The organism is Pseudohoeflea suaedae, from assembly GCF_004354915.1.
Taxonomy (GTDB): domain Bacteria; phylum Pseudomonadota; class Alphaproteobacteria; order Rhizobiales; family Rhizobiaceae; genus Pseudohoeflea; species Pseudohoeflea suaedae.
Genome location: NZ_SMSI01000001.1, coordinates 1,951,529 through 1,975,049, shown reverse-complemented (window position 1 = coordinate 1,975,049; position 23,521 = coordinate 1,951,529). Strand labels below are relative to the sequence as shown.

The following is a 23,521-nucleotide window of genomic DNA, read 5'->3' as shown; positions in this document are numbered from 1 at the left end:
ATCGCAGAATTATGGAAATAAAGCAAAGCGAGGCAATTTCATAACCGCTTGTTAAGGGAACGGACTTATCATTTGCTGGACAGAAAACACCTGCAAGCGACAAAAAGATGCAATCTGCACGTGCCCAGAGCCATCCTGAACTGCCCAAGCCTGGCCAGTACAGCCGTGTGGCCGTCAATCTGCACGGCCGGATGATGCGGGCCGATCACACCGAGCATGAATGCTTGGTCGAAGTGATGTCGCCAGGCGACGCCGTCATCAGTTGCGAATCCCTGCCCAATCCCGGAGAGCGGATCGTCGCCTATCTCGACCATATCGGACGGGTCGAGGGGCGTGTCTTCGAACGCTCCGGCAGCAATTTCACGCTTTCGCTGATCGCCACCGAGCGCAAACGCGACAAGCTTTCGGCACAGCTCACCTGGCTTGCCAACAAGCACGAACTCAACCTGCCGGAAGACCGCCGTCACGAGCGCCTGTCTCCCGACAACCCGATGTCGGAAGTCCGCCTCGACGACGGACGCCGATACCCCTGCCGCATCATCGACCTGTCGATGTCGGGCGCCGCGGTCGAGATCGAGGTTCGCCCGGCCAAGGGCACCATGGTCACGCTCGGCAATATGCGCGGACGCGTGGTGCGCCACTTCCAGGAAGGCATCGCGCTGGAGTTCATGTCCCACTATTCCGTGGAACAGATCACCCGGATGGCCTGAGGCATCAACGCGATCCGATCGGAAATCAAAGCCCCGGCATCGTCCGGGGCTTTTGCTTTGCGCCGTCCGCCTCACGATCCCTGTCCCGCACGGATGCGATGAGGCCCGGACAAGCCTTCAATCACGCGTGATCACGCAGAGGCAGGCCCAAGCCGCGGGCAGCACGCGACGGAAATGACCGGCTGAAGCTGTACCGATCCGGGAAATATTTTGGGGCCAAACAGGGGCATGGTTTACAAATCCTCTTCCCCGATCGTAACTTTTGGCAGCAAAACCCGCCTCTGTTCATAAACAGCGCGACAATTCGTTAAGCTTTCAGGCCGGGTTGAGCGCCCCTCGCCGCCCCGGCCCCGACAACGCCCGCCATTCCGCCCGGACGACAACGACCGGATCTCCGGGCTTTTCCGGACGCCTCGCAATCCCGACCGGGAGCCGCCATGCTTTCCGAAAGGTTACGACGGTCGCTTCAATTTTATACAAGTTTATCTCACATTCTATTCTTGTTTGATTTTGTTTTGTACTTCCTTTGACTTGAATACGGCCCCGCAAATCGACGCGAGTTCAAAACATCGCTGGCACATTGACCCTCGAAACGGGGAGACGTGCCATGATGAAATTCTTCAAGGGGAAAGCCGCCCTTCTGACCGGACTGATGATGCTGACTTCGGGTGCAGCCTTCGCATCGCCGGCCAACCTGGTGGCAACAGACCGAACCAATCCGCCGGTCGGTCATTACAATTTCTGCCGCACACATTCGCAGGAATGCCAGCCGCTCGGCCGGGACAAGGGACCGATGCAGCTTACCCGCGCGGCCTGGTCGGCCATGCTCGAGGTCAATGCGCAGGTCAATCGCGACATCATCCCGGACACCGACGAGAACATCTACGGTGTTGCCGAACTCTGGGCCTATCCGCGCACCGTCGGCGATTGCGAGGATTTCGCCCTGCTCAAGCGCCACATGCTGATCGAGCGCGGCTTTTCGCCTGCAGACCTCCTGATCACGGTGGTCTTGCAGCCCAACGGCGAAGGCCATGCGGTTCTTACCGTGCGCACCGATTACGGCGACTACATTCTCGACAATATGCGCGGCGATGTGCGGCTGTGGTCGGAAACCGGCTACACCTTCATCAAGCGCCAGTCCTCGGAACATGCCGGTCGCTGGACCAAGCTGGGCCCGGGCACCGCGACCACCGCAGTGGGTGCCGTCAACAATTGAGAGATACGGCGCTCGCCCTCCTCCAGGGGCGACACCGTCAAGGACGGATCGGTACGCCCTGTCCAGCGACTGATCCGGGAACATGGCTCCGCCATCCCCAAGGCGACCATGTTCCACAAAGCCTGGATGTGCCTGACTTCCCCGTCCCCTCCAGGCTCAGAGCCGGCCCCACGTCCCCTGGGGTCGGCTCTTCCTTTTCCCGGCAACAGACGGTCAGTCGATCCGCCTGAGCCCGCCGGCGAAACGCTTTGCGTTCTCGACATAGTGAGCCGCCGACAGGCGCAGCTGGTTCTCCGCATTCCCGTCCAGCGTCCGCACCACTTTTGCCGGCGCACCCACGACCAGCGAATTGTCAGGGATCTCCTTGCCCTCGGTGACGAGAGCCCCGGCGCCGATCAGGCAGTTCCTGCCGATCTTCGCACCATTGAGGATGGTCGCCCCCATGCCGACCAGCGAGTTCTCGCCGATCGAGCAGCCATGGAGCATCGCCTTGTGGCCGATGGTACAGCCTTCGCCAATCGTCAGCGGATAGCCGATATCGGCATGAAGAACCGCGTTCTCCTGGATATTGGTACGCGCACCGACGTCTATGAGCTCGTTGTCGCCGCGAAGAACCGCATTGAACCAGATCCCCACATCCTCGCCGATCCGGATCTTGCCGATCACGGTGGCGTTGTCCGCGACGAATGAGAACCCGTCCGGCATTTCGGGGGCGATTCCGTCAAGTTCGTAAAGGGCCATGCTCACTCCTCGGCTCGTTCCATCCCGTTAGAACGCTCTTTCGACGGAGTATCAAGCCAGCAGGACACTTCCCATATAGGCGAGCTCAAGCAGCAGGATGCCGAGAAGGCCACCCCATCCGGCCGCGACAACCGCCACAAGCGCCAGCAGGCTCAGTTCGATCTCCTTGGCGCGGTAGCCGTCCCAGGCCGCGCGCACCAGAAAGATCGGCCCGGTCACCATGGCCGTCACCCAATCGCGGACGCGAAACGGCCTGAAGCCCTCGCCCTCGTGGTCTGGTACCCGCCAGCCTGCCATCCGCACGAGTGCAGCGACCGCCATGGAGGCGCAAAGCCCTGCCGTCAAGGCAAATAGCGCCATGCTGAGCGCATCAAAATTAATCATAGCTTAACCATATTCCGACAATTTCTTCATCTCAATACGCAGAAAAATGCGTGATCACGATACGCAGCAAGATGCGTGCCAATAAAAACGGCTCAATCTGGCACAGGTTCGACGGCTTCATCATGAGCGAGAGCACAGCAGACATCGACCAGGCTCCGCTCTTTTCGGCGCCCTTCATCTGGAAGCTCACCGCCGGAATCGCCACGCTCTGCGCCCTGACGATTGCCATCTCCGCGGCCGGACGCATGTTCGGCCAGTCGATGATCCTTGCCGGACATACCGAAGACACGACACCGCATCAGATCGTCATCGGCACCGACGTGCTGGAGCTTCCCGCCAACGTCATCCGCTTCGAGGCCGCCCGTCGCGACGGGGTGCAGGAGGCAATCGACACCTATTTCGCCTGGCCCGGCATGGGCGGCTACTCCGAAGCGAACCGTCAAGTTTTCAATCAGACCAATTCCGCAGACGGGCTGATCTTCGCGCAGCTCACGCAGGCCACCATGTCGCGCGACATGTCGGGTCGCTACGAGCCGATCTACAAGCGGATTGTGGAAGGGTCTCCCGTTCCCGGACCGGGCGGGCTCGTGTCCTACCGCATCCGTTCGGACGCGGGCTATTCGAGTGAACTTCTCTATGTCGACCAGGCCGGCGGCTTGAAGCCCTACGTCGTCCGGTGCCTGATAGAGAATGGTCAGACCGGCGCGATTTCAACGCAGACCGGATGCCAGCGCGACATCTTCATCGGTCAGGACCTGTCGCTGACCTACCGGTTCTCCATCGACCTCCTGCCGCAGTGGCGGGAGATCGAAGCCGATGTGCGGGCACGTTTCGAGAACGCGCTCGGCAAAACGGACTCAACCGCACGAAACGGTTGAGGAAAATATCGTATATTATTGATTTATTTCGCTTAAGTGCGAATCGCGATCAAAGATCGACCGCCAGAATTGCCATCGAGAAATTGTAGGACAGGTCGTCCGGATCCTCGTCATCCTTGTAGACGACCCCGAGAAACTCGTCGCCGAGATAAAGCTCGGCCGAATCGTCCTTGCGCGGGCGGGCGCGGACCTGGAGTTCCGGATTGAGAACGCGCTTGAAGTAGGCTTCGAGCTTGCGGATTTCTTCTGGCTTCACAGTGCTAACTCCGTTTCTGGTTCAGGCGGCTTGTGCCATGCCGGGGTTTCGAAATCAAACCCCGACATTCCGGTTTCCCGGCCAGTTTCCAGCCGGTTCGCCAGGCTCAAGCGCCGCCCGGCACCTCACCGGAAAGGAGTTGGTCCATCGAGCGCGAGGGTTCCTGGCAACCCGCCTCGCCCACGACGCGGGCCGGCACGCCGGCTACCGTCTTGTTCGCCGGCACGGCCTTGAGAACCACCGAGCCGGCGGCAATGCGCGAACAGTTGCCGATCGAGATGTTGCCGAGCACCTTGGCGCCGGCGCCTATCAGCACACCATCGCCGATCTTCGGATGACGATCGCCGCCTTCCTTGCCGGTGCCGCCGAGCGTGACGCCCTGCAGGATCGAGCAGTTGTCACCGATGCGCGCCGTCTGGCCGACGACGATACCGGTGGCGTGGTCGAGGAACAGGCCCTTGCCGATGGGAGCGGCCGGATTGATATCGGTCTGGAAGACGGCCGAGGAGCGGCTCTGCAAATAGAGCGCGAAATCGGTGCGGCCGCGGTTCCACAGCCAATGCGCCAGACGATGGGTCTGGATGGCATGAAATCCCTTGAAATAGAGAAGCGGCTCGAGAAACCGCATGCATGCCGGGTCACGGTCGTAGACGGCCTGAAGATCGACGCGCAGCGTCTTGCTCCATTCGTCACCGTCCTCGAGCATTTCGTGGAACGTCTGGCGCAGAAGATTGGCCGGAATGTCGCCGTGATCGAGACGCTCGGAAATGCGCTGTATCACCGCCTCTTCGAGCGAATTCTGGTTCAGGATCGTGGAATAGAGGAACGCGGTGAGCAGCGGATCCTTGGCAGCGGCAGCCTCGGCTTCGTTGCGGATACTGTCCCAGATGGGATCGATCGGCTTGACCCGGTCGCGGGCGTTCAATTGCGGATTGGCGGACATGCGCCCCTCCCTCGGGGAAATTGCAGTGGCCCTCAAAATAGGCGACAGCGACGAAATTACAATCAGGCGGTTGAGATGTCGAAATCAATATTATTTGTCGAAGGTTTCATTTCCGCTGACGCAAAGTAGAAAATCGGCCGCCCGGCGGCAAATCCGGCGGTTGCGAAAGGCGGTGCGATTTGGCATGCCTCCCCCTCGGACAACAGACCCGGTCGGCACCCCATGAAAATAGCAAGCAGCGCGCTTCACCTGGCTTCGGTTCTGACAGTGGTCGGATTTTCCTGGGTCAGCCGCAAGAAGGTTTTCTACTGCGCCGCGATCAAGAAGAACCGGATCGCCTTGGATCATCTTGCCAGGTCCAGCGGCGCTTCGACCTGGGTTCCTCTTCTTCCCTACAGTTTCGGGTCGAAACAAGGCAGGATCACGCGTCTGGCCGCCCGCATGGCGCTGCGGATCTGGCGACGCGCCAATCGAGCGAATTTGGTTTTCGTTCACTGGGGAAGTTCATGGAACCGCAGATTGGGATTCGACCCAAGAACGGAAGGCTTCGAGAGCATCTACCTGGAAGATGATCTGATCGGGTTCGGCGCGACCCAGAACCGCCCGATAGCGGGATATCTGTGTGACGCCAGGGGCATCTATTACGACGGCAGGAACCCGTCCGAACTGGAAGGTCTCTTGCAGGCTTACGAGTCTGGCAGCTGGCGGCAAGACGCTGCGGAAGCGGAATTCGTTTCGCTGATGTCGGAAAACGTACAACACAAATATGCGGAGTACTCATTGGAAAGTCCCCATGAGCTTCACTCCGGTGATGTGCTGGTCATGGGGCAGGTCGCCAATGATGCGGCCTGGATCAACACCAATTCCGGCGTTGCGGACAATCCGGATCTGGTTGCGAAGGCGGTGGAGATCCTGGGCGGCAGCGGCCGGATATTCTTCAAGGCCCATCCGCGCTGGTCAGGCATACGAGCCGACCGCGAAAAGATTGAAAACATGCACCCGGAAGTCATCCACCTTGCACCCGAGGCCAATTTCAAATCCATGCTGCGAAATCGGCCCAAAGTCGTCGTCAACACGTCGGGTACGGGGCTCGATGCCGGCCTTGCCGGCTGTGAGGTCTACAGCTTTGGTGCGTCCTTCTATTCCGGATGGGGTGCGACGAGAGATCTTCTGTTCGAACGGAACGACGGGCGAGGCAACGTTCTGAGTTTCGAAGACATTTATGTTGTTGTTAATCTCCATTACACGCGCCGCTTCCTGCGCTCGACGTTCAAGGACGCGACGACGGCCGATCTGGTCGCCTTTCTTGCCTCCCGATCCGCAGTTCAATGACCTGCTCCAGGCCTGGGCAGTCCGGCATCACAGGTTTTCGAGAAAGCCGATAATCGCCTCGTTGAAGGCGTCGTTGCGGTCCCCCGCCACCATGTGCCCTGCTCCGGAGACATCGACGTAACGCGCCTCGGGCGCCAGTTCTCGGAAAGCGGCGACCGCTTCTTCCGTGACCAGTTCGGACTGCTGGCCGCGAACGAGCAGCGTCGGCAGCGTCAAATCGCGTGCGGCGGCGATCAACTCGTCCTGCACTCTCTCACCGCCGGTATTGACCGTGCGCGGACCGTCGATGAAGGCCGGATCCCAGTGCCAGCGATAGCGCCCGTCCGGGTGCCGCCGCAGGTTCTTGGCAAGGCCGTCGAGGGAGCTTGGACGCTTGCGGTGCGGCAGATAGGCGGCGATCGCGTCGGCCGCCTCCTCGAGCGTGGCGAAGCCCTCATGCATGCGCGCGGACATGAAGCCCTGTATCTTGCTCACCCCGTCGCGATCGAGATGCGGCGTGACGTCGACGAGCACAAGGCCCGCGAACCGCTCGTTGCCGGCGATCCGGGTCGCCCCCAGCCCCGCCAGGCCGCCGAGCGATGCGCCGACGAGCACGGGGGGCGTTCCGGTTTCCCGCGTGATCTGCCCGGCAAGCGCCACGGCGTCCTCGGCATAGTCCGGCGTCGCATAGGCCTTGCTCGGCACCCATGCGCTGTCGCCATGGCCGCGCTGATCGACCGTATAGGCACGATGGCCGGCCTCGGCGATGATCGACGCCGCCTTGCCCCACGCATGCCGGGTCTGGCCGCCGCCGTGCAGAAGGAGGACCGGCGCGCCGTGCTCGCGGCCCTCGGCCGGGATGTGGCGATCGGCGACGAGCAGATTGTCCTCGGCGCCGATGAATTCGATGATATCCTGCCGGTGGCTCATTGCTCACCGAGAAATTCGAGAACGGCTCGCTTGAAGGTCTTGTCGCCCACCGAGAGCATGTGATCGCGACCCTCGATATGGAAAGCCCTGCCGTTGGGCAGAAGCTCGGCCAGTTCATCGGCGGAGCCGGCGATATCGTCTTCCGTTCCCACGCCTATGAGGACCGGCTGACCGATCGCGGCGACCTGTTGGCGCGTAACGAGCTTGCGCGAGGTGCGAATGCAGGCAGCAAGCGCCTGGCGGTCGCTTTTCGTCTGGTCGGCAAAGGCGCGGAACATTCTGCCGCGCTTGTGGGTCACGTCGTCGATCGAGGGAGCGCTCAAGGCGTCGGCAATCGGATCCCAATCCCCTACCCCTTCGACCATGCCGATCCCCAGACCGCCGAAGATCACCGAGCGGACCATCTCCGGATGGGCGATGGTCAGGAAGGCCGAATTGCGCGCGCCCATCGAATAGCCGAAGACATGCGCCTTCTCGATACCCGCATCCCCGAGCACCGCAACCGCGTCCGAAGCCATGTTCTCGGGCGTATAAGCCGCCGGGTCGTGCGGCTTGTCGGACTTTCCGTGGCCGCGATTGTCGAGCGCGATCACCCGGTAGCCCGCCTCGCCAAGCGTCCTGAACCAGCCGGGCGACACCCAGTTGACCTGGGCCGTGGAGGCAAAACCGTGAATGAGCAGGATCGGCTCGCCATCGGATCGGCCGCCTTCATACCAGGCGATTTCCACGTCACCATTACGCACGCGGGCAGACTGAAGGGTATCGACGTTCATGGGGTCTCCTTTTGTCTTCCTGAGGTAATGCAATCGAAGGATTTTGCAAACCGGGTGAAGATTGCGGCGATGCGGCAATTTCGGCCTACACATTTCAAATGTTGGCGTATATGTTCCGGCCGAAACGAAGGGTTTCTAAGGAGACAGGGAATGGCCGGACACAGAATTCCGCACTTCCAGAACACAGCTGGTCACGCCGCGATCGAAATCGGCGCGAAGGAGTTCATGTGCGTGGGCGCTCATCCGCCCTACGACCACCCTCACGTGTTTCTCGACATGGGTCATGACGCCGAGAAGGTCTGCCCCTACTGCTCCACACTGTTTAAGTACAATGCGGAGCTCGACGATGTGACCACCATCCCCGCCGGGTGCAGCTACGACGAGCTTGCCGCCTGATCGCGTAAGGGGGCCCTGCCATGACAGGGACGAAAGTTGATATCGTCGGCGCAGGCATGGCGGGACTTGCCGCGGCCCTCGCCTTTTCCCGTGCGGGCTGGACGGTGCGCCTTCGCGAACGGGCCGAGGAAATTCGCGAAGTCGGCGCGGGCCTGCAGCTCTCGCCCAATTGCACCCACATCCTGCACGCGCTCGGCCTCGGCCCTGCGCTCGACAAGGTCATGCACCGGCCGGATCGCATCGTCCTTGCGAGCGGCATCACCCTCGATACCATCACCCATGTTCCCGCCGGCACCGCTGCGGAGCAACGCTGGAAATCGCCTTACGGCGTGATCCACCGCGCGGATCTGCAGAAGCTGCTCTTCCAGGCCGCAGAAAACACCCCGACCATCTCGATCGAGACCGGCAGCCGGATCGAACCCGGCGACCTCGGCGAGAGCGACGCCGATCTCGTGGTCATCGCCGATGGCGTATGGTCGGCCAATCGCCGCCGTCTCAAGCATGCGGGCTCCCCCTCGTTCACCGGGCTCGTGGCCTGGCGGATGATGGTCGGCGCGCAGACTGCGGTCTCCTTCATCGATCCGCACAACGTCACAGCCTTCATGGGACCCGAAAGCCATCTCGTGGCCTATCCGGTCAAGGGGGGCGCGAAGGTCAGCATGGTGGCCATCACCACTGGCGAGGATCCGGGGGCGGACTGGTCCTATGCGACATCGACCGACAACCGCGCCAGGCTCTTCGAACGCTTCGCCCGCTGGCACCCGACGCTGCGCATGACTATGCGCGACGCGGATTCAGTGACCTATTGGCCGCTGTACCAGATGTCGGACGGCGCTTATTTCGATGGCGGCAAAACGGTACTGATCGGCGATGCGGCACACGCCATGGTTCCTTTCGCCGCGCAAGGGGCGGCCATGGCCATCGAGGACGCCTGGGAGCTGGCGTCTGCCGCCCATGAGGGCCGGACCGCCATATTCCGCTGGGAAGAACGACGCCGTGCCCGGGTGGCGCGGGCGCGCAAACGCGCCGCCTTCAACCGCTTCGCCTATCACGCACGCGGCCCCGCCCGGCTCGCCCGCGATGTGGTCCTCTCGCTGCGCAAGCCGGAAGACCTCGCCGCCGATCTCGACTGGCTCTACAGCTGGCGAGCCACCGGGCTAGACGCATAACTGATTTTGGTGGGCGCAAGCGTCTCCGCGAGCAGTTCACCGACCTTCGCCTGATGATTGCACTTCCGCCGTCTTACTCGTACGTTACAGCGTAAGAGGGACCTTTAAGGGGGGAAGACAATGAGCAATCCAGAGCAATCACTTCGTTTACTTTCGGAGAGGATAAAAGAACATTCAAGCCAAATGAGTACGGAAGAAGCGGTCAAGACGTCAATTGTGCTGCCATTTTTGTCACTCCTTGGCTTCGATGTATTCAATCCTCTCGAAGTCATTCCCGAGTTCACGGCAGATGCCGTGGGAAAGAAGGGAGAGAAGGTTGATTACGCGATAAAAATTGATGACGACATACAAATACTAATTGAATGCAAACCGATAGCGACAACTCTGGAGAAGAAGCATCTCGATCAGCTCTATCGCTATTTTTCGGTTACAAAGGCCAAATTCGCAATTCTAACCAATGGTCGGACTTTTAATTTTTACACTGACTTGGAAGAGCCGAACAAGCTCGATACACGGCCATTTATGATATTTGAAATGTCCGATCTGCAACCCAACCTAATCAATGAACTCAGAAAATTTGAGAAGTCATCGTTCGATGTAGATGCGATATTAGCGACAGCCGAAAGGCTGAAATATACCTCCAGTATGAAACGTGAAATATCAGCCCTCATCGAATCCCCAACTGAAGAATTCGTCAAACTCGTGGCTGGCTCGGTCTACGACGGTCGCCTTACCGCGCAAGTAAAAGAGATGCTGATGGGCATCGCCAAGGTCGCGTTTCGCGAGGTGATCATGGATTCAGTGAAAAGCCGGTTGAATTCTGCACTGGCTGACACTGAGCCCACAATCGAAGAAAACGAAACTACCACAGACAAGACGGAAGAGATCATAACCACGGAGGAAGAGCGCGAAGGCTATATGATCGCAAAAGCGATAGCGCGTGAAGTGATCGCGCCCAGCAGGATTTTTATAAGGGACGCCAGAAGCTATTGCGCCGTGCTGGTCGACAACAACAACAGGAAGCCGCTTGCAAGACTACACTTGAACCGAAGCGTGAAGTATCTCGGGTTATTTGATAACGAAGTGGAAGATAAGGTATTGATTGGCTCGCTCGACGATATCTATAACTATGCCGAGCGCATTCGAAAAACTGCTGCAAAATACGTAGATTCTTAGTCCGCCGGCGAGCCACCGGGCTGTAGCGCGCACTTGACTCCGTTGGTCTCGATTTTTATGTTCCGTCCGGTCTGAAACAGGTTAGGTCGGGAAGGTTGGCCCGGCCCCCGCGAATGCGGGTCCTTCCGTTATCGCATGTCGTTGCGGCCCAAGACTATCCAGTCGCCCGCATGGTGCGGGCGCCGATAGGAAGGGTATGTTCATGCAACAGCAAGTCTCCGTCATCACACTCGGCATTTCCGATCTCGACCGCTCGATGCGCTTTTATGCCGACGGTTTCGGTTGGGCACCGGTCTTCAGGAACGACGAAATCGCCTTCTACCAGATGAACGGGTTCGTTCTCGGCACCTGGCTCGCCTCCGCGCTCGCGGAGGACATGGGACGGTCCTCTCTGCTCGCCCCCGGCGCTGCCGCCCTGGCGCACAACGTCGCCAACAGCGAAGACGTCGAACCGCTCATGGAAAGGCTCGAAGCGGCAGGAGGCAGGATCCTGCGGCCGGCCGACGCACCGCCCCACGGCGGATATCGCGGCTATGTCGCCGATCCCGACGATCACACTTGGGAAATCGCCTGGAACCCGGCCTGGGCGATCGATGCCGACGGGCACGTGACCTTCGGCCTCTAGGCACAAACGGACAAGGGGCGCTCGGCGCCCCTTGTCTTTTTTCATCCCTACAGTCCGGACTCTAGTGAAGGATCTGGCTGAGGAAGAGCTTCGTGCGCTCGTGCTGCGGATGGTCGAAGAAGTTGATCGGATCGTTCTGCTCGACGATCTGGCCCTGGTCCATGAAGATCACGCGGTTGGCGACCTGGCGGGCAAAGCCCATTTCGTGGGTGACGCACAGCATGGTCATGCCTTCCTCGGCAAGCCCCACCATGGTGTCGAGAACTTCCTTGATCATTTCCGGGTCGAGCGCGGAGGTCGGCTCGTCGAAGAGCATGATGCGCGGGTTCATGCACAGCGACCTGGCGATCGCCACGCGCTGCTGCTGACCGCCCGAGAGCTGTCCCGGATACTTGTTGGCCTGTTCCGGAATCTTGACGCGCTCGAGATAGTGCATCGCGATCTCCTCGGCCTTCTTCTTGGGCATCTTGCGAACCCAGATCGGCGCGAGCGTGCAGTTCTCGAGAATGGTCAGGTGCGGAAAGAGGTTGAAGTGCTGGAACACCATGCCGACCTCGCGGCGGACCTCGTCGATTTTCTTGAGGTCGTTGGTCAGCTCGATCCCGTCGACGATGATCTTGCCCTTCTGGTGTTCTTCCAGACGGTTGATGCAGCGGATCATGGTCGACTTGCCGGAGCCCGAAGGACCGGCAATGACGATGCGCTCGCCGCGCATGACCTTGAGGTTGATGTTCCTGAGCACGTGGAACTCGCCGTACCACTTGTTCATGTTGATCAGCTCGACGGCGACCTCGGTTTCCGAGACTTCCATTTTAGCTGGGGCGGGGGCAGCCTGTTCAGACATGTTGCTGTTCCTTTGTTATCGCTTGTGTCCGGTGTCCAGGCGCTCTTCCATGAAGGCGGAATAACGCGACATGCCGAAGCAGAAGATGAAGTAGATGAAGGCCGCGAAGACGAGGCCCGTCGCAGGCGTGGCCGGCGAGATCCAGTTCGTGTCGGTGAAGTTCTGCTGCACGATGCCGAGCAGGTCGAAAATACCGATGATCAGCACCAGGCTCGTATCCTTGAACAGACCGATGAAGGTGTTGACGATTCCCGGGATGACCAGCTTGAGCGCCTGCGGCAGGATGATGAGGCGCATGCCCTGCCAGTAGGTCAAAGCCATGGCGTTGGCGGCTTCGTACTGCCCCTTCGGGATGGCCTGCAGGCCGCCGCGGATCACCTCTGCCATGTAGGCCGAGGAGAACAGCGCCACACCGATCAGGGCGCGCAGCAGCTTGTCGAAGGACACGTCCGCCGGCAGGAAGAGCGGCAGCATGACCGAAGACATGAAGAGCACGGTGATCAGCGGCACGCCGCGCCAGAACTCGATGAAGATCACCGACATCGTCTTGACGATCGGCAGGTTCGAGCGACGCCCGAGCGCCAGCAGGATGCCGAGCGGGAACGAGACGACGATGCCGACGATGGCAACCACGAGGGTGACCAGAAGACCGCCCCAGCGCGATGTTTCCACCGGCTCAAGGAAAGGCCAGCCGGTCAGCAGCATGAAGGCGATGATCGGGAAGACCACGAGCAGATAGATCGCATTCTCACGCTTGTAGGGAACGCTCGGGATGGCGATCGGCACGAGGCCCGCGATCAGCAGAAAGCCTGTCAGATCGACGCGCCAGCGCAGTTCGGCCGGATAGCGGCCATACATGAACTGCCCGAACTTGGCTTCCACGAATGCCCAGCAGGCGCCGACATGTTCGCCGAGACATGCCTCACGGCCGTCACCGGTCCAGACCGCGTCGAAGAACAGCCAGTTGAGCATCGGAGGCACGATCCAGAGAAGGATCAGCGCCACGATGATGGTGAGAACCGTATCGCGCGGTGTGGCGAAGAGGTTCGTCTTCAACCAGCCGGCGACCCCCTTGGCCGCGGTCGGCGGCGGAGATTGCGGGATCGTCTCGGTGGAGACGTAAGCGAACGGATTTGCGTTTTCGATACCGGGCATCCTACCGCTCCACCAGTGCGACGCGAGAGTTGAACCAGTTCATGAACGCCGAGGTCAGCAACGAGATCGTCAGGTAGACGAGCATCGTGATCGTGATCACCTCGACGGCCTGGCCGGTCTGGTTGAGAACGGTGCCACCGAAGACCGCCACGAGATCGGGATAGCCGATGGCAACGGCGAGCGACGAGTTCTTGGTCAGGTTCAGATACTGGCTGGTCAGCGGCGGGATGATGACCCGCATGGCCTGCGGAATGATGACCAGCCGGCTCGTGTGATTGGGGCTCAGCCCGAGAGCATAGGCCGCTTCGGTCTGGCCCTTGGCGACCGCGAGAATGCCCGCGCGCACGATTTCGGCAATGAAGCTCGCCGTGTAGAGCGAGAGACCGAGAAGGAGCGCGATGAATTCCGGCCGGATCACGGTGCCGCCGGACATGTTGAAGCCCTGCAGCGCCGAAAATTCCACATCGAAGGGCATGCCTGTGAGGAAGAACGTCAGGAGCGGCAGACCGACGAGAATGGCAAGGCCGGTCAGGAAGGTCGGGAATTGCTGGCCGGTCCTCATCTGGCGCTTGCCGGCCCACATGCCGATGACGACCCAGAGGGCGATGGCAATGATTGCCGCAACAAGGATGGCCGATGCACCCGCTTCCGGGATCAGTCGCGGGATGTACAGGCCGCGATTGTTGAGCGTCCAGAGAACCGTGGTCCCCTGCTCAAGCCCCGTTTCGCGGGGATTGGGCAGGACCGCGAGAACGGCCTTGTACCAGAAGAGCAGCTGCAAAAGCAGCGGAATGTTGCGCAGCGTCTCGACATAGACGGTCGCCAGCTTGCGGATCAGATAGTTCCGCGACAGCCGCGCCAGACCGACGATGAAACCGATGATCGTGGCAAACAGGATGCCCAAGGCCGACACCATGAGCGTATTCAAGAGGCCGACGAGAAAGGCCCTGAAATAGGTGCTGTCATTGGTGTAGTGAACGAGAGTCTGGCCGATCTCGAAACCGGCCCGTTCTCCGAAGAAATCGAAACCCGACGCAATCCCCGCCCGTGCGAGGTTACCGGCAGCGTTGGAAATGCCGGAATAGACGAGATACGCGACGACGATGATCAGAATGGCCTGGAAGAAAACTCCGCGAACCTTCGGATCATAAATCAGCGATGCACGCCCAGAGTCCTCGGTGCCGTCAGCGACACCATCGGTATGAGCCATCTATCTGTCCCCATTTTCAAGTGTCCGGTTGTTGCCACCGGCTGCAAATCGGAAGTCCTTTGGTGTCCTCGCTTCCGTGAGGAAAACGGCGCGGAAGCCTCAGGCTCCCGCGCCGAAACGATCCTTAGCGGACCGGCGGTGCGTACTGCAGGCCGCCATTGGTCCAAAGGGCGTTCAGGCCGCGCGCGATGCCGAGCGGGGTCGATTCGCCGACATTGGCCTCGAAGACTTCGCCGTAGTTGCCGACGTTCTTGATGACCTGGTAGGCCCAGTCGTTTTCAAGACCCACGGCTTCGCCGAAGGTGCCTTCCTTGCCGAGCAGACGCATGATGTTCGGGTTTTCCGAATCCATCATTTCGTCGACGTTCTCGGAGGTCACGCCGAGTTCCTCAGCATTGATCATGGCGAAGTGCACCCACTTGACGATGCTGAACCACTGGTCGTCGCCCTGACGCACGACCGGGCCGAGCGGCTCCTTGGAGATCACTTCCGGAAGGACCACGTGATCGTCCGGCGCCGAAAGGCCGAGACGGATCGCGTACAGGCCGGACTGGTCGGTGGTGTAGACGTCGCAACGGTTCGAATCGTAGGCGGCGTTCACTTCCTCGAGCTTCTCGAACACGACCGGATTGTAGGTCATGTTGTTGGCCTTGAAGTAGTCGGTGAGGTTGAGCTCGGTGGTGGTGCCGGTCTGAACGCAGACCGACGCGCCCGAAAGCTGCAGCGCGGAGTTCACGCCGAGCGACTTGCGCACCATGAAGCCCTGACCGTCATAGTAGTTCACGCCGGCAAAGTTCAGGCCGAGCTCGGTGTCGCGGCTCATCGTCCAGGTGGTGTTACGCGACAGGATATCGATTTCGCCCGACTGCAGCGCGGTGAAGCGCTCCTTGGCCGAAAGCGGGCTGTACTTCACAGCCGACGCGTCATCGAAAATCGCAGCGGCAACGCCACGGCAGAGATCGACGTCGATACCCTTCCAATCGCCGGCATCGTCCGGAGCGGAAAAGCCGGCCAGACCGGTGGAGACGCCGCACTGAACGAAACCCTTGGCTTTCACGTCATCGAGCGTCGCGGCAGAAGCTGCCGTCGCGCCGAGACCAGCTGCAACGGCCACGCCAGCGACAGCCGACAAAAACGAATACTTCATTTGATACAACCTTTTTTCTGTTGCCCTGTTTTGGGCGCAAGACAGCGCGGATACCGCATTGCCAATCCGCTCTCTCCCCGTCATGCGCTGAGGCCCATACCATTCCGAATTGCAGAAATCGTCAAGCCTTGGCTGGCCGAAAACTAGGCATGACTTAAAAATTCATCACGTAAGCCGCGCTCAACCCTGTCGAGCGTGCCCTGTTCGCGGTTGTGATGTTGCCACTTTGCGGCAGCCCCGGTAAGGCTTGCAAAAATACCGATGCAGCAAGCGTTTGAGAGATATGAGCAGCAAGAAAGTTTCCGAATCCCTCGGCCCCAACACCCGTCTCGCGCATGCGGGCAACGATCCCCATTCTTTTCACGGATTCGTCAATCCGCCGGTCGTGCACGCCTCCACGGTGCTGTTCAGGGACGCCGCCAGCATGGCGTCGCGCAACCAGAAATACACCTACGGCACCCATGGAACACCGACCACCGACGCGCTAGCGGAAGCGATAGACGAACTCGAAGGTTCGGCCGGGACCGTCGCGGTGCCATCGGGCCTCGCAGCCGTGACGCTGGCCTTCCTGTCCTGCCTGTCGGCCGGCGATCATGCGCTGGTCGTCGATTCGGTCTATGGCCCGACGCGACGCTTCTGCGACACGCTTCTCAAACGGTTCGGCATCGAGACCACCTATTACGACCCGACGATCGGTGCGGATATCGCCGCCCTGATGCGCCCGAACACGAAACTCGTGCACACCGAGGCACCGGGTTCCAACACGTTCGAGATGCAGGACATTCCGGCGATCGTGAAGGCTGCCAAGGCTGCCGGCGCGGTGGTCACCATCGACAATACATGGTCGACGCCGCTCTATTTCCGGCCGCTCGACCACGGGGTCGACATTTCGATCCATGCGGCAACGAAATATCCCGCCGGCCACTCCGACGTCCTGATCGGCACGGTTTCGGCGAATGAAGCGCTGTGGCCGAAGCTCGAGGAAACCAACATGGTGCTGGGCCTGTGCGCCGCTCCCGACGATGCGTACCAGACGCTGCGCGGATTGCGCACCATGGGCGTCCGGCTCGAGCGTCACCAGAACAGCGCGCTCGAAATCGCCCGCTGGCTCGAAGGCAAGGACGGTGTCGCCCGTGTGCTCCACCCTGCCCTCGAGAGCTTTCCGGGGCACGCCATATGGAAGCGCGACTTCTCGGGCTCGAGCGGCATTTTCTCAATCGTTCTCGACGTGCAGGACAAGGCCGAGTGGACCCGCAAGTCCCATGCCTTCCTCGACACGCTGCAGATCTTCGGGCTCGGCTATTCCTGGGGTGGCTACGAAAGCCTCGCCGTTCCGGTCTTCCTCGGAGATCGCGTGGTTGCCACGGCGCCGAAGGAAGGCCCCGTCATCCGCCTGCAGATCGGCCTCGAAGACGTCGCCGACATCAAGGCGGATATCGAGCGCGGCCTGGCGGCGGCGGCCAAGGCCTGAGACTAAAAAAGTGAGCGCTTCGCGTTAAGCGCTCACTTCAACAAACGCTCGCATGCAACGGTAAAACCGGAATATTGGCGACCCCTGCAGGATTCGAACCTGCGACCATCGGCTTAGAAGGCCGGTGCTCTATCCAGCTGAGCTAAGGGGCCGTCTCCCGCCTGCGCGAGGGACCCGATCCCGGATCCGGAAACCGGATCAGTGGGTCCAGGGCTGCTTGCGGTCGTAGCGGAAATTGTCGGCGTAGGCGATGACGCGGCGCTTGGGCTGCTTCGGCTCGATCACCCGGTAGGCAATCTTGTTGCGCTTGGCATAGGCGACGGCCTCTTCGAGTGTGTCGAAACGCATGCGGACCTGCTGCTTCATGTCGCCCGAGGACGTGTAGCCCATCATCGGATCGATGCTGCGCGGCATTTCCGGATCGAAGTCCAGACGCCACTGCTGCGTGTTGCCCTTGCCCGACTGCATTGCGGTTTTTGCCGGTCGATAGATACGTGCCGTCATCCGCTCAAACCCTTCTCTCATATCGCCGGGACCTCGCCGCGTTCGGATGCGGCCGGTCCTTTTTCTTGGACTTGCCGGATTCCGACCGGATTTTCAAGACTTATGATGAACCGACGCACGGTTCGCCTACCGGTATTCGCCCAGCCGGAAGCGCCCGGGCGGCGGAAGCACCCTGCCGAGATCGACGGACATACCGTCGCCGAAGCCGAAATAGACGTCGCGGAACAGGCTGTTGAGCACCTCATGAGCCGCCCCGCGGCCGACCGCGGCTTGAAGGCCCGCGTTCCCGGGCACATGAACCGGCATACAGATATCGCCCACCGGCGATGCGGCGGTTCAAAACCGTGCGGCGATGGGAGAAATGGTCGGAGCGGAGAGATTCGAACTCCCGACCCTCTGGTCCCAAACCAGATGCGCTACCAGGCTGCGCTACGCTCCGAAGGCCTGAATTGCCTAGGGAAATTGGGCTTTTAGCGCAAGGCCCAAATCGAGAAAAACGAAAAATTCGCCATAGAAATGCAAAATGCGCTCCAAAAGTCCCACGGAAAGTCCCACGGGTGTTCATATTCTGTTCGAATTCAATGGGTGAAACTAAAGGATGTAAACCGTGGGTTGCTCTCGGTGACTGGCATGCTGGCCGGCACGTGGCTTGAATGATGGGATCAGTTTCGCAGCCCAAATTTCACGGGATACCAGACTGAAACAGAGCGATTGTGAATTTAGGTGCGCGGATACCTTGCTCTAGGTGTGGCTTCGGTCAAACGCGGACATCTTTATCAACAATGTGGCTCTTGCGGATGGCTTTCGTCCATTCCCACATCAAAGAGAACCAAATGCGGTCCTGATCGCGTAGCGAATACTCCGCTACCGACTTCAAAAATCGGATCATTTTTCTAGGCCCGACCTACTGCCCGTCGGTTCTATGGCTAATCGCGGCCATCAATATGGCGGTCAATTTGCTCGCTGCCTGCCACGCAACAAACAATTCTTCGTGCAAGTTTTTCAGGTCTGCAATCATCTCCCGACGACCTGCATCTGTTTGAATCTTGAAACTGTGCCGCTCGAAAAATCCGTGCATCAAAAGGTTCCGTGACTTCAGCGCTGAAGAAAAGCACTTCTCCAAGTTGGCTTCGAACGTGATGTATTGTCGGAGATCGACTAGCGTCCGTCCGAGCGTGCTTCGGTCGATTCTATCTAGGACCTTACGAGCGGTGTTAGGATCGGGAGATGTGTGCCAGTCATTCTTCAGACCTTCAAGCGCAAGTACGAGTGTTCCCAACTCGGTCTCGAAGAGCTGAGCGGCCTCCGCCGTAATGCCAAACTTGGCATACAACTCGTGCCGCTCCACCATGCCCTCGTACTCTTTCTCAAGCTGCGCGCGGCACATTAGCTACCCTTTTACCGGCGCCGGTGCCGCTGGGCCTAGTTCGCCAATGAAACGACTCGGCAGGAGGTTTGCCAGAGGTCCCGATTGCGTCTTGAATGCAACGTTCGCAGCGTATGCGTCCTTAGCTGGCATCTGCTGGGCGTAGGTGATGAATAGGCTCCCTGGTCTGTCGTTATCTGGGTCGGCTTTGACGCGCGTAATACCTACGTAGAATAGTCGCCGGGCCTCCTCAAGCGCCGCATCTTTCGCCTCCTTAGAAGGTGCGTCATCAAACGAGGGAGGGAGGATACCTTCTACGCAACCAGCAATGAACACAAAGGGCGAGCTAAGGCCTTTGCTCTTATGTAGGCTCATCAGCCGGACGTCCTCGACGGTCGGCGGAATATCAGGTTGGGTAATCTCCTCCATCATGGCGGTGAAGAGCTTATCGGGCGTTTCGACAGTCTCCATCTGCGCGAGCGCAAGTTGGCGCAATTCTGATACATCGGGGTCCGCTTCGGGCATCAAGGCATCAATGAAGGCGGCAAGGTCGCCCTTTATCTCCTCTAGCTTCTCAAGGGCCTCCCTTATGATTTTGAACTGAAGGGCAAGTGGCTTGGTGTAGGGGATCTTGAGTGTCTCCTCCGCCAGCTTGTTCATCGATGTCCAAGGGCTATCGCCAGTGGACTCGCAATGTTGGCGCACACGAGCGTATGGTTTGCAGCGAAAATCATCCTGCCCACAGCCGAGAAGATAACGGAGTGCAACCCGGTCCTCGTTGTCGAGGAACAGTTTGAATAGCGCGAACCTCATTTGCGCCGCCTCAGAATCGAGCTGGCTTTCCTCGTAATAAGACTTGGCCGGGATGCCTTCATTCCTCAGCGCGTTTAATATCGGCTTCGTCGCCACCGCTCGCTGGACAAGGATGATTATTTCACTCGGGTGAACCCCCTTCTCAAGTAGCTCCTTGACCTTAGCAGTTATCCATGTGGCCTCGTTTTCGAGGTAGGGGACTTGCACGACAGCAACCTCCCCAGCACCCTTATTGGGAAGAGGATTCAATGCACGGGGCGAGCGATTTTTATTCACATTTATGAGCGCATTCGCCATCTCGACCACCGTGGTCGGGCAGCGATGGCAATCGGCCATCTCAAGATCTGCGCAAGTTGAGTGGAGGTCTTTCCATTCCCGGATACCGTCGGGGTGGGCGCATTTGAAGCTATAAATTGATTGATCATCGTCGCCCACAATGCAAATTTCAGCTGCTTCTCCGAGGAAGGCGATTGCGGTCTGCTCCGCTTTATTGAGGTCCTGATACTCGTCAACGAGCAAATGTTTGAATTCGGATCGCTCGGCCGCTGCCGGATTGTCTTTGAGGTAACGGACAAGGTAGGGAATAAGCTCACCAATTAGCATCCCGCGGTGGAATTCGAGCCAAGCCAAGAGGGAGGACTGAAATGCCTTTTCCCCGTCTGTCTTTGCGAAACCTGGCTCATCGCCTTGGCTCTGAGCCCACGCCGCAGTGTAACCGTGGATCATCTTCTTCGCTGCGCGCCTGCCCCCGCTAGCTTCACCGATGTCGCAAAGGAGGGCCTTCATCTCGAAGGAGTTAAGTGATCGTGGCGTTCGCCCAACTGCTTCAAGGACGTGCTTTCGAGACAAGATCCGCATCGCGAGACTATGGAGGGTTTGGCCTTCGAGTTCTTCGCAGCCTGGAACGCCGAGCTTCTGTAGCTCACGATGAAGGTCTTCAGCCGCGACGCGGGTAAAGGTGACAGCGAGAAGCTCCTTAGGGGACAAGCCTTCTTCGAGTAGGCGCGCAACTCGGCGCTTCATCGCGAAGGATTTTCCGGTGCCGGGACCGGCTACGACGCGGATGCGAGTTTCGGGTGCAGATGCGATCGCGTAAGCAACGCTGTCTGTGTCCAGTCCATGTTCCCAAGCCATTTGCGCCCCCCTTGCAGTAGCAACCAGGCCTAACAAATGTTGAGGAGATTTGCACTATGTATAATTCACGCTAAACGTTACCTACACCGAACGATCCCGAGATCAAATCTCACGGATACTCGAAGAAAAATGCGTTTAGCGCTTAAATTTTGGCGTCGAGTGTAAGCTTCTGACAGCCTAGGATAGGCTCTACCTGAAAATCGACGCTACAAGGCGGCAATGAACTGATTAATGTCAATAAATGAAATTTGGGCGCCAACTCCCACGAAATCCCCACGGCGCGGGTGCGAAAACTCTAAGCAAATATTTGAAGATGCAAGGAGAACGGGAAAAGGAACAACCTGCTCCCAAACCAGATGCGCTACCAGGCTGCGCTACGCTCCGAAGGCCGACTGAGCGGCTTGTGCAGTCTCGATAGCGAAACCGTGCCACATCCGCAAGCCCGGAAGGCGGGCGTGCTCATATTTCGTCGGGGAATGGCCGGATCACTCGGGCCCGACTGCGGGATGGACGACGGTATCGCCCGCCGCGATCCCCTGCTCCGCGGCGACGCCGGCATTGATCTCGAGCACGTAACGCACCGGACCCGGCGACGAGATGATGGCTTCCGAGAAGGGAACCGTATCGGCTGCAACGCCCGTCACCTTGCCGTCCGGCCCGATGAAAACCATGTCGAGAGCCATTATGGTGTTCTTCATCCACATCATCACGGCACGGGTCTGGCCGAAATCGAACAGCATGCCGTGATCGGCGGCCATCGATTCCCGGTTCATCAGGCCCTGCGAGCGCTCATCGCTCGTGGTCGCCAGTTCGACGGTGAACGAGACGGGACCACGCCCGGTCTCGATGACGAGCGGCTCGGGCGAGGTCTCGAATTCGACGGCCACAGCCGTCGCGATGATTGAAAATGAGAGAAAAAAGGCGGCTGTTCCGCCGATTGCGGCCCGCCACGCGAGCCGCTTGCACGCGAACCCCTTGAACGTCGCCGACGCCGCGCCCGTCCTCATCGCCCTAGTGGGAACCCGACACGGGCGAATCGCCGTCCGGATGGATCTCGGCGGCCATCAGGCCCTTGTCGCCGTCACCGAAACGAACCAGCACGGTCTGGCCCGGCCGAAGCTCGGTCAGGCCGTAGCGGCGGAGCGTCTCCATATGGATGAAAATGTCCTCGGTGCCCTCGCCCCGCGTCAGGAAGCCGAAGCCCTTGGTGCGATTGAACCACTTGACGATCACCCGTTCGAGGCCGCTCGACGGCTTGACCTGGACATGGGTCCGGACGGGCGGCAGTTGCGACGGGTGGACGGCTGTCGAGGTGTCCATGGACAGAATGCGGAAGGCCTGGTAGCCGCGCTCGCGTTTCTGCACCTCGCAGACGACGCGCGTGCCTTCGAGGACGGTCTGATAGCCGTCCCTGCGCAGACAACTCACATGCAGCAGGATGTCACCCATTCCGTTATCAGGGATGATGAAGCCAAAGCCCTTGGCGACATCAAACCACTTGATAGCTCCGGTGATCTCGATGAGATCGACAGCTTCGCCGGATGCTTCCTGCACCAGCTCTGTCTTATGCGAGGACCTTTCCCCCATTCGGTCGCCTCTCTGTACGCGCCAATCGCACTTTAGTGATTCTCATTTGAAACAATAGCATTCTTATCCGCATCGAGTGCAAGTGCCGTAAGGAAAACTTCCCGAACCGCGGTGTTTTTCCCACCAATAACATTGCCATTCACGCGGCGCCCCCTATGGTTTGACGGGTGTAAAACCGGAGGCATTTAATGCGTTATCTGCACACGATGGTCCGCGTGACCGACGTCGATGCGTCACTGAACTTCTATTGCAACCTGCTCGGGCTCGAGGAAGTTCGCCGGATCGAGAACGAGAAGGGGCGCTTCACCCTCATCTTCCTCGCGGCTCCCGGCGACAAGGACGCAGCCCTCGCCAACCAGGCGCCGACAGTCGAGCTGACCTATAACTGGGACCCGGAGGAATATTCCGGCGGCCGCAATTTCGGCCACCTCGCCTATGAGGTCGACGATATCTACAGTCTCTGCGCGAAGTTGCAGGATGGCGGCGTCACCATAAACCGCCCGCCGCGTGACGGCCACATGGCCTTCGTTCGCTCGCCGGACGGCATTTCGGTTGAACTCCTGCAGAAGGGCGAGTCGCTGCCTGCGGCCGAACCGTGGAAGTCCATGGAGAACACCGGCAGCTGGTAAGCCCGGCAAGGGCTGACCGACACGGAAAACCATCAAACGGGCAAGCCTCACAAAGGCCTGCCCGTTTAAGTTCGGCGGTCCTTTTCAGATGCGTTCGAATTCAGGTTTCGATCTTGAGTCATCCTTTTGCCCCAATTGACTCCCATGCGGATA

General features: G+C 59.6%; 26 protein-coding genes and 2 tRNA genes. 10 read left to right on the top strand and 18 right to left on the bottom strand.

Going from position 1 to position 23,521, the window contains the following annotated elements; all coding sequences use genetic code 11:
* Window positions 1–107: 107 nt before the first annotated feature.
* Together E2A64_RS09325 and E2A64_RS09320 are read left to right on the top strand one after the other, a co-directional pair.
* Window positions 108–710 (top strand): PilZ domain-containing protein, encoded by a 603-nt coding sequence (locus E2A64_RS09325; RefSeq protein ID WP_244598198.1) that lies wholly within the window; start codon window positions 108–110, stop codon window positions 708–710.
* A gap of 610 nt (window positions 711–1,320) precedes the next feature.
* Window positions 1,321–1,926: a transglutaminase-like cysteine peptidase gene (locus E2A64_RS09320; RefSeq protein ID WP_174235780.1), complete on the top strand. Its 606-nt coding sequence runs from the start codon at window positions 1,321–1,323 to the stop codon at window positions 1,924–1,926.
* 213 nt (window positions 1,927–2,139) lie between these two features.
* On the opposite strand, the gene E2A64_RS09315 is transcribed toward E2A64_RS09320, so the two are convergent.
* The gene (locus E2A64_RS09315; protein WP_133284076.1) at window positions 2,140–2,667 is read right to left on the bottom strand and encodes a gamma carbonic anhydrase family protein; all 528 of its coding nucleotides are present in this window, start codon (window positions 2,665–2,667) and stop codon (window positions 2,140–2,142) included.
* A gap of 51 nt (window positions 2,668–2,718) precedes the next feature.
* Window positions 2,719–3,051: a DUF6949 family protein gene (locus E2A64_RS09310; RefSeq protein WP_133284075.1), complete on the bottom strand. Its 333-nt coding sequence runs from the start codon at window positions 3,049–3,051 to the stop codon at window positions 2,719–2,721.
* Window positions 3,052–3,173: 122 nt separating this feature from the next.
* Here E2A64_RS09310 and E2A64_RS09305 point away from each other — a divergent pair, with 122 nt between their 5' ends.
* Entirely contained in the window at window positions 3,174–3,929 is a 756-nt protein-coding gene (locus E2A64_RS09305; protein WP_133284074.1) for a hypothetical protein, read from the top strand.
* 49 nt (window positions 3,930–3,978) lie between these two features.
* Here the strand turns inward: E2A64_RS09305 and E2A64_RS09300 are convergent, their stop codons facing one another.
* Together E2A64_RS09300 and cysE are read right to left on the bottom strand one after the other, a co-directional pair.
* A complete protein-coding gene (locus E2A64_RS09300) occupies window positions 3,979–4,185 on the bottom strand; it encodes a DUF3126 family protein (RefSeq protein ID WP_133284073.1) in 207 nt (68 codons plus the stop codon).
* A 106-nt stretch (window positions 4,186–4,291) separates the two neighbouring features.
* Window positions 4,292–5,128: a serine O-acetyltransferase gene (cysE, locus tag E2A64_RS09295; protein ID WP_133284072.1), complete on the bottom strand. Its 837-nt coding sequence runs from the start codon at window positions 5,126–5,128 to the stop codon at window positions 4,292–4,294.
* Window positions 5,129–5,395: 267 nt separating this feature from the next.
* Here cysE and E2A64_RS09290 point away from each other — a divergent pair, with 267 nt between their 5' ends.
* Window positions 5,396–6,460, top strand: coding sequence for a capsular polysaccharide export protein, LipB/KpsS family (locus E2A64_RS09290; RefSeq protein ID WP_158285722.1), 1,065 nt, complete (start codon window positions 5,396–5,398; stop codon window positions 6,458–6,460).
* Window positions 6,461–6,487: 27 nt separating this feature from the next.
* Here E2A64_RS09290 and E2A64_RS09285 read toward each other — a convergent pair whose 3' ends face one another.
* Both E2A64_RS09285 and E2A64_RS09280 read right to left on the bottom strand, forming a co-directional pair.
* Complete coding sequence (locus E2A64_RS09285; RefSeq protein WP_133284070.1) at window positions 6,488–7,369, bottom strand: alpha/beta fold hydrolase; 882 nt, start codon at window positions 7,367–7,369, stop codon at window positions 6,488–6,490.
* The gene (locus tag E2A64_RS09280; RefSeq protein WP_133284069.1) at window positions 7,366–8,142 is read right to left on the bottom strand and encodes an alpha/beta fold hydrolase; all 777 of its coding nucleotides are present in this window, start codon (window positions 8,140–8,142) and stop codon (window positions 7,366–7,368) included. Before E2A64_RS09280 ends, E2A64_RS09285 begins: the two co-directional genes overlap by 4 nt.
* Before the next feature lie 150 nt (window positions 8,143–8,292).
* Between E2A64_RS09280 and E2A64_RS09275 the strand changes: the two genes are divergently transcribed.
* From E2A64_RS09275 to E2A64_RS09260, 4 genes are all read left to right on the top strand, one after another.
* Window positions 8,293–8,538 carry a zinc-finger domain-containing protein gene (locus tag E2A64_RS09275; RefSeq protein ID WP_133284068.1) on the top strand — a complete coding sequence of 82 codons (246 nt, stop codon included), beginning with the start codon at window positions 8,293–8,295 and terminating at the stop codon, window positions 8,536–8,538.
* Between the two features lie 20 nt (window positions 8,539–8,558).
* On the top strand, window positions 8,559–9,707 hold the full coding sequence (locus tag E2A64_RS09270; protein ID WP_133284067.1) for an FAD-dependent monooxygenase: 1,149 nt from the start codon (window positions 8,559–8,561) through the stop codon (window positions 9,705–9,707).
* A gap of 120 nt (window positions 9,708–9,827) precedes the next feature.
* Window positions 9,828–10,883 (top strand): type I restriction endonuclease, encoded by a 1,056-nt coding sequence (locus E2A64_RS09265; RefSeq protein WP_133284066.1) that lies wholly within the window; start codon window positions 9,828–9,830, stop codon window positions 10,881–10,883.
* Between the two features lie 202 nt (window positions 10,884–11,085).
* On the top strand, window positions 11,086–11,508 hold the full coding sequence (locus E2A64_RS09260; protein WP_133284065.1) for a VOC family protein: 423 nt from the start codon (window positions 11,086–11,088) through the stop codon (window positions 11,506–11,508).
* Between the two features lie 61 nt (window positions 11,509–11,569).
* On the opposite strand, the gene E2A64_RS09255 is transcribed toward E2A64_RS09260, so the two are convergent.
* From E2A64_RS09255 to E2A64_RS09240, 4 genes are all read right to left on the bottom strand, one after another.
* Entirely contained in the window at window positions 11,570–12,352 is a 783-nt protein-coding gene (locus tag E2A64_RS09255; RefSeq protein ID WP_133284064.1) for an amino acid ABC transporter ATP-binding protein, read from the bottom strand.
* Between the two features lie 15 nt (window positions 12,353–12,367).
* Window positions 12,368–13,498 (bottom strand): amino acid ABC transporter permease, encoded by a 1,131-nt coding sequence (locus tag E2A64_RS09250; protein WP_174235779.1) that lies wholly within the window; start codon window positions 13,496–13,498, stop codon window positions 12,368–12,370.
* Between the two features lie 10 nt (window positions 13,499–13,508).
* The gene (locus tag E2A64_RS09245; protein ID WP_133284062.1) at window positions 13,509–14,717 is read right to left on the bottom strand and encodes an amino acid ABC transporter permease; all 1,209 of its coding nucleotides are present in this window, start codon (window positions 14,715–14,717) and stop codon (window positions 13,509–13,511) included.
* A 124-nt stretch (window positions 14,718–14,841) separates the two neighbouring features.
* Complete coding sequence (locus tag E2A64_RS09240; RefSeq protein ID WP_133284061.1) at window positions 14,842–15,864, bottom strand: amino acid ABC transporter substrate-binding protein; 1,023 nt, start codon at window positions 15,862–15,864, stop codon at window positions 14,842–14,844.
* Between the two features lie 283 nt (window positions 15,865–16,147).
* Here E2A64_RS09240 and E2A64_RS09235 point away from each other — a divergent pair, with 283 nt between their 5' ends.
* Window positions 16,148–17,335: a cystathionine beta-lyase gene (locus E2A64_RS09235; protein WP_133284060.1), complete on the top strand. Its 1,188-nt coding sequence runs from the start codon at window positions 16,148–16,150 to the stop codon at window positions 17,333–17,335.
* A gap of 75 nt (window positions 17,336–17,410) precedes the next feature.
* On the opposite strand, the gene E2A64_RS09230 is transcribed toward E2A64_RS09235, so the two are convergent.
* The 8 genes from E2A64_RS09230 to E2A64_RS09195 all read right to left on the bottom strand — a co-directional run bounded on the left by E2A64_RS09230 (window position 17,411) and on the right by E2A64_RS09195 (window position 22,739).
* Window positions 17,411–17,487 (bottom strand) — tRNA-Arg (locus tag E2A64_RS09230).
* A 46-nt stretch (window positions 17,488–17,533) separates the two neighbouring features.
* On the bottom strand, window positions 17,534–17,839 hold the full coding sequence (locus tag E2A64_RS09225) for an ETC complex I subunit (RefSeq protein WP_133284059.1): 306 nt from the start codon (window positions 17,837–17,839) through the stop codon (window positions 17,534–17,536).
* Window positions 17,840–17,965: 126 nt separating this feature from the next.
* Window positions 17,966–18,145 carry a hypothetical protein gene (locus E2A64_RS09220; protein WP_133284058.1) on the bottom strand — a complete coding sequence of 60 codons (180 nt, stop codon included), beginning with the start codon at window positions 18,143–18,145 and terminating at the stop codon, window positions 17,966–17,968.
* Window positions 18,146–18,201: 56 nt separating this feature from the next.
* Window positions 18,202–18,278: transfer RNA gene (locus tag E2A64_RS09215), tRNA-Pro, on the bottom strand.
* A 465-nt stretch (window positions 18,279–18,743) separates the two neighbouring features.
* The gene (locus E2A64_RS09210; protein WP_133284057.1) at window positions 18,744–19,226 is read right to left on the bottom strand and encodes a hypothetical protein; all 483 of its coding nucleotides are present in this window, start codon (window positions 19,224–19,226) and stop codon (window positions 18,744–18,746) included.
* A gap of 3 nt (window positions 19,227–19,229) precedes the next feature.
* Entirely contained in the window at window positions 19,230–21,152 is a 1,923-nt protein-coding gene (locus tag E2A64_RS09205; protein ID WP_133284056.1) for an ATP-dependent helicase, read from the bottom strand.
* A gap of 485 nt (window positions 21,153–21,637) precedes the next feature.
* Window positions 21,638–22,039 carry a DUF192 domain-containing protein gene (locus E2A64_RS09200; RefSeq protein WP_244598197.1) on the bottom strand — a complete coding sequence of 134 codons (402 nt, stop codon included), beginning with the start codon at window positions 22,037–22,039 and terminating at the stop codon, window positions 21,638–21,640.
* A 124-nt stretch (window positions 22,040–22,163) separates the two neighbouring features.
* On the bottom strand, window positions 22,164–22,739 hold the full coding sequence (locus tag E2A64_RS09195) for a cold-shock protein (RefSeq protein WP_133284054.1): 576 nt from the start codon (window positions 22,737–22,739) through the stop codon (window positions 22,164–22,166).
* Window positions 22,740–22,927: 188 nt separating this feature from the next.
* Between E2A64_RS09195 and E2A64_RS09190 the strand changes: the two genes are divergently transcribed.
* Complete coding sequence (locus E2A64_RS09190) at window positions 22,928–23,368, top strand: VOC family protein (protein ID WP_133284053.1); 441 nt, start codon at window positions 22,928–22,930, stop codon at window positions 23,366–23,368.
* Window positions 23,369–23,521: the final 153 nt, after the last annotated feature.

Bases quoted from the DNA above. Each gene is read 5' to 3' on its own strand.
- E2A64_RS09325 (WP_244598198.1), top strand. From the start codon at position 108: ATGCAATCTGCACGTGCCCAGAGCCATCCTGAACTGCCCAAGCCTGGC.
- E2A64_RS09320 (WP_174235780.1), top strand. From the start codon at position 1,321: ATGAAATTCTTCAAGGGGAAAGCCGCCCTTCTGACCGGACTGATGATG.
- E2A64_RS09315 (WP_133284076.1), bottom strand. From the start codon at position 2,667: ATGGCCCTTTACGAACTTGACGGAATCGCCCCCGAAATGCCGGACGGG.
- E2A64_RS09310 (WP_133284075.1), bottom strand. From the start codon at position 3,051: ATGATTAATTTTGATGCGCTCAGCATGGCGCTATTTGCCTTGACGGCA.
- E2A64_RS09305 (WP_133284074.1), top strand. From the start codon at position 3,174: ATGAGCGAGAGCACAGCAGACATCGACCAGGCTCCGCTCTTTTCGGCG.
- cysE (WP_133284072.1), bottom strand. From the start codon at position 5,128: ATGTCCGCCAATCCGCAATTGAACGCCCGCGACCGGGTCAAGCCGATC.
- E2A64_RS09285 (WP_133284070.1), bottom strand. From the start codon at position 7,369: ATGAGCCACCGGCAGGATATCATCGAATTCATCGGCGCCGAGGACAAT.
- E2A64_RS09280 (WP_133284069.1), bottom strand. From the start codon at position 8,142: ATGAACGTCGATACCCTTCAGTCTGCCCGCGTGCGTAATGGTGACGTG.
- E2A64_RS09275 (WP_133284068.1), top strand. From the start codon at position 8,293: ATGGCCGGACACAGAATTCCGCACTTCCAGAACACAGCTGGTCACGCC.
- E2A64_RS09270 (WP_133284067.1), top strand. From the start codon at position 8,559: ATGACAGGGACGAAAGTTGATATCGTCGGCGCAGGCATGGCGGGACTT.
- E2A64_RS09265 (WP_133284066.1), top strand. From the start codon at position 9,828: ATGAGCAATCCAGAGCAATCACTTCGTTTACTTTCGGAGAGGATAAAA.
- E2A64_RS09260 (WP_133284065.1), top strand. From the start codon at position 11,086: ATGCAACAGCAAGTCTCCGTCATCACACTCGGCATTTCCGATCTCGAC.
- E2A64_RS09255 (WP_133284064.1), bottom strand. From the start codon at position 12,352: ATGTCTGAACAGGCTGCCCCCGCCCCAGCTAAAATGGAAGTCTCGGAA.
- E2A64_RS09245 (WP_133284062.1), bottom strand. From the start codon at position 14,717: ATGGCTCATACCGATGGTGTCGCTGACGGCACCGAGGACTCTGGGCGT.
- E2A64_RS09240 (WP_133284061.1), bottom strand. From the start codon at position 15,864: ATGAAGTATTCGTTTTTGTCGGCTGTCGCTGGCGTGGCCGTTGCAGCT.
- E2A64_RS09235 (WP_133284060.1), top strand. From the start codon at position 16,148: ATGAGCAGCAAGAAAGTTTCCGAATCCCTCGGCCCCAACACCCGTCTC.
- E2A64_RS09225 (WP_133284059.1), bottom strand. From the start codon at position 17,839: ATGACGGCACGTATCTATCGACCGGCAAAAACCGCAATGCAGTCGGGC.
- E2A64_RS09220 (WP_133284058.1), bottom strand. From the start codon at position 18,145: ATGCCGGTTCATGTGCCCGGGAACGCGGGCCTTCAAGCCGCGGTCGGC.
- E2A64_RS09210 (WP_133284057.1), bottom strand. From the start codon at position 19,226: ATGTGCCGCGCGCAGCTTGAGAAAGAGTACGAGGGCATGGTGGAGCGG.
- E2A64_RS09205 (WP_133284056.1), bottom strand. From the start codon at position 21,152: ATGGCTTGGGAACATGGACTGGACACAGACAGCGTTGCTTACGCGATC.
- E2A64_RS09195 (WP_133284054.1), bottom strand. From the start codon at position 22,739: ATGGGGGAAAGGTCCTCGCATAAGACAGAGCTGGTGCAGGAAGCATCC.
- E2A64_RS09190 (WP_133284053.1), top strand. From the start codon at position 22,928: ATGCGTTATCTGCACACGATGGTCCGCGTGACCGACGTCGATGCGTCA.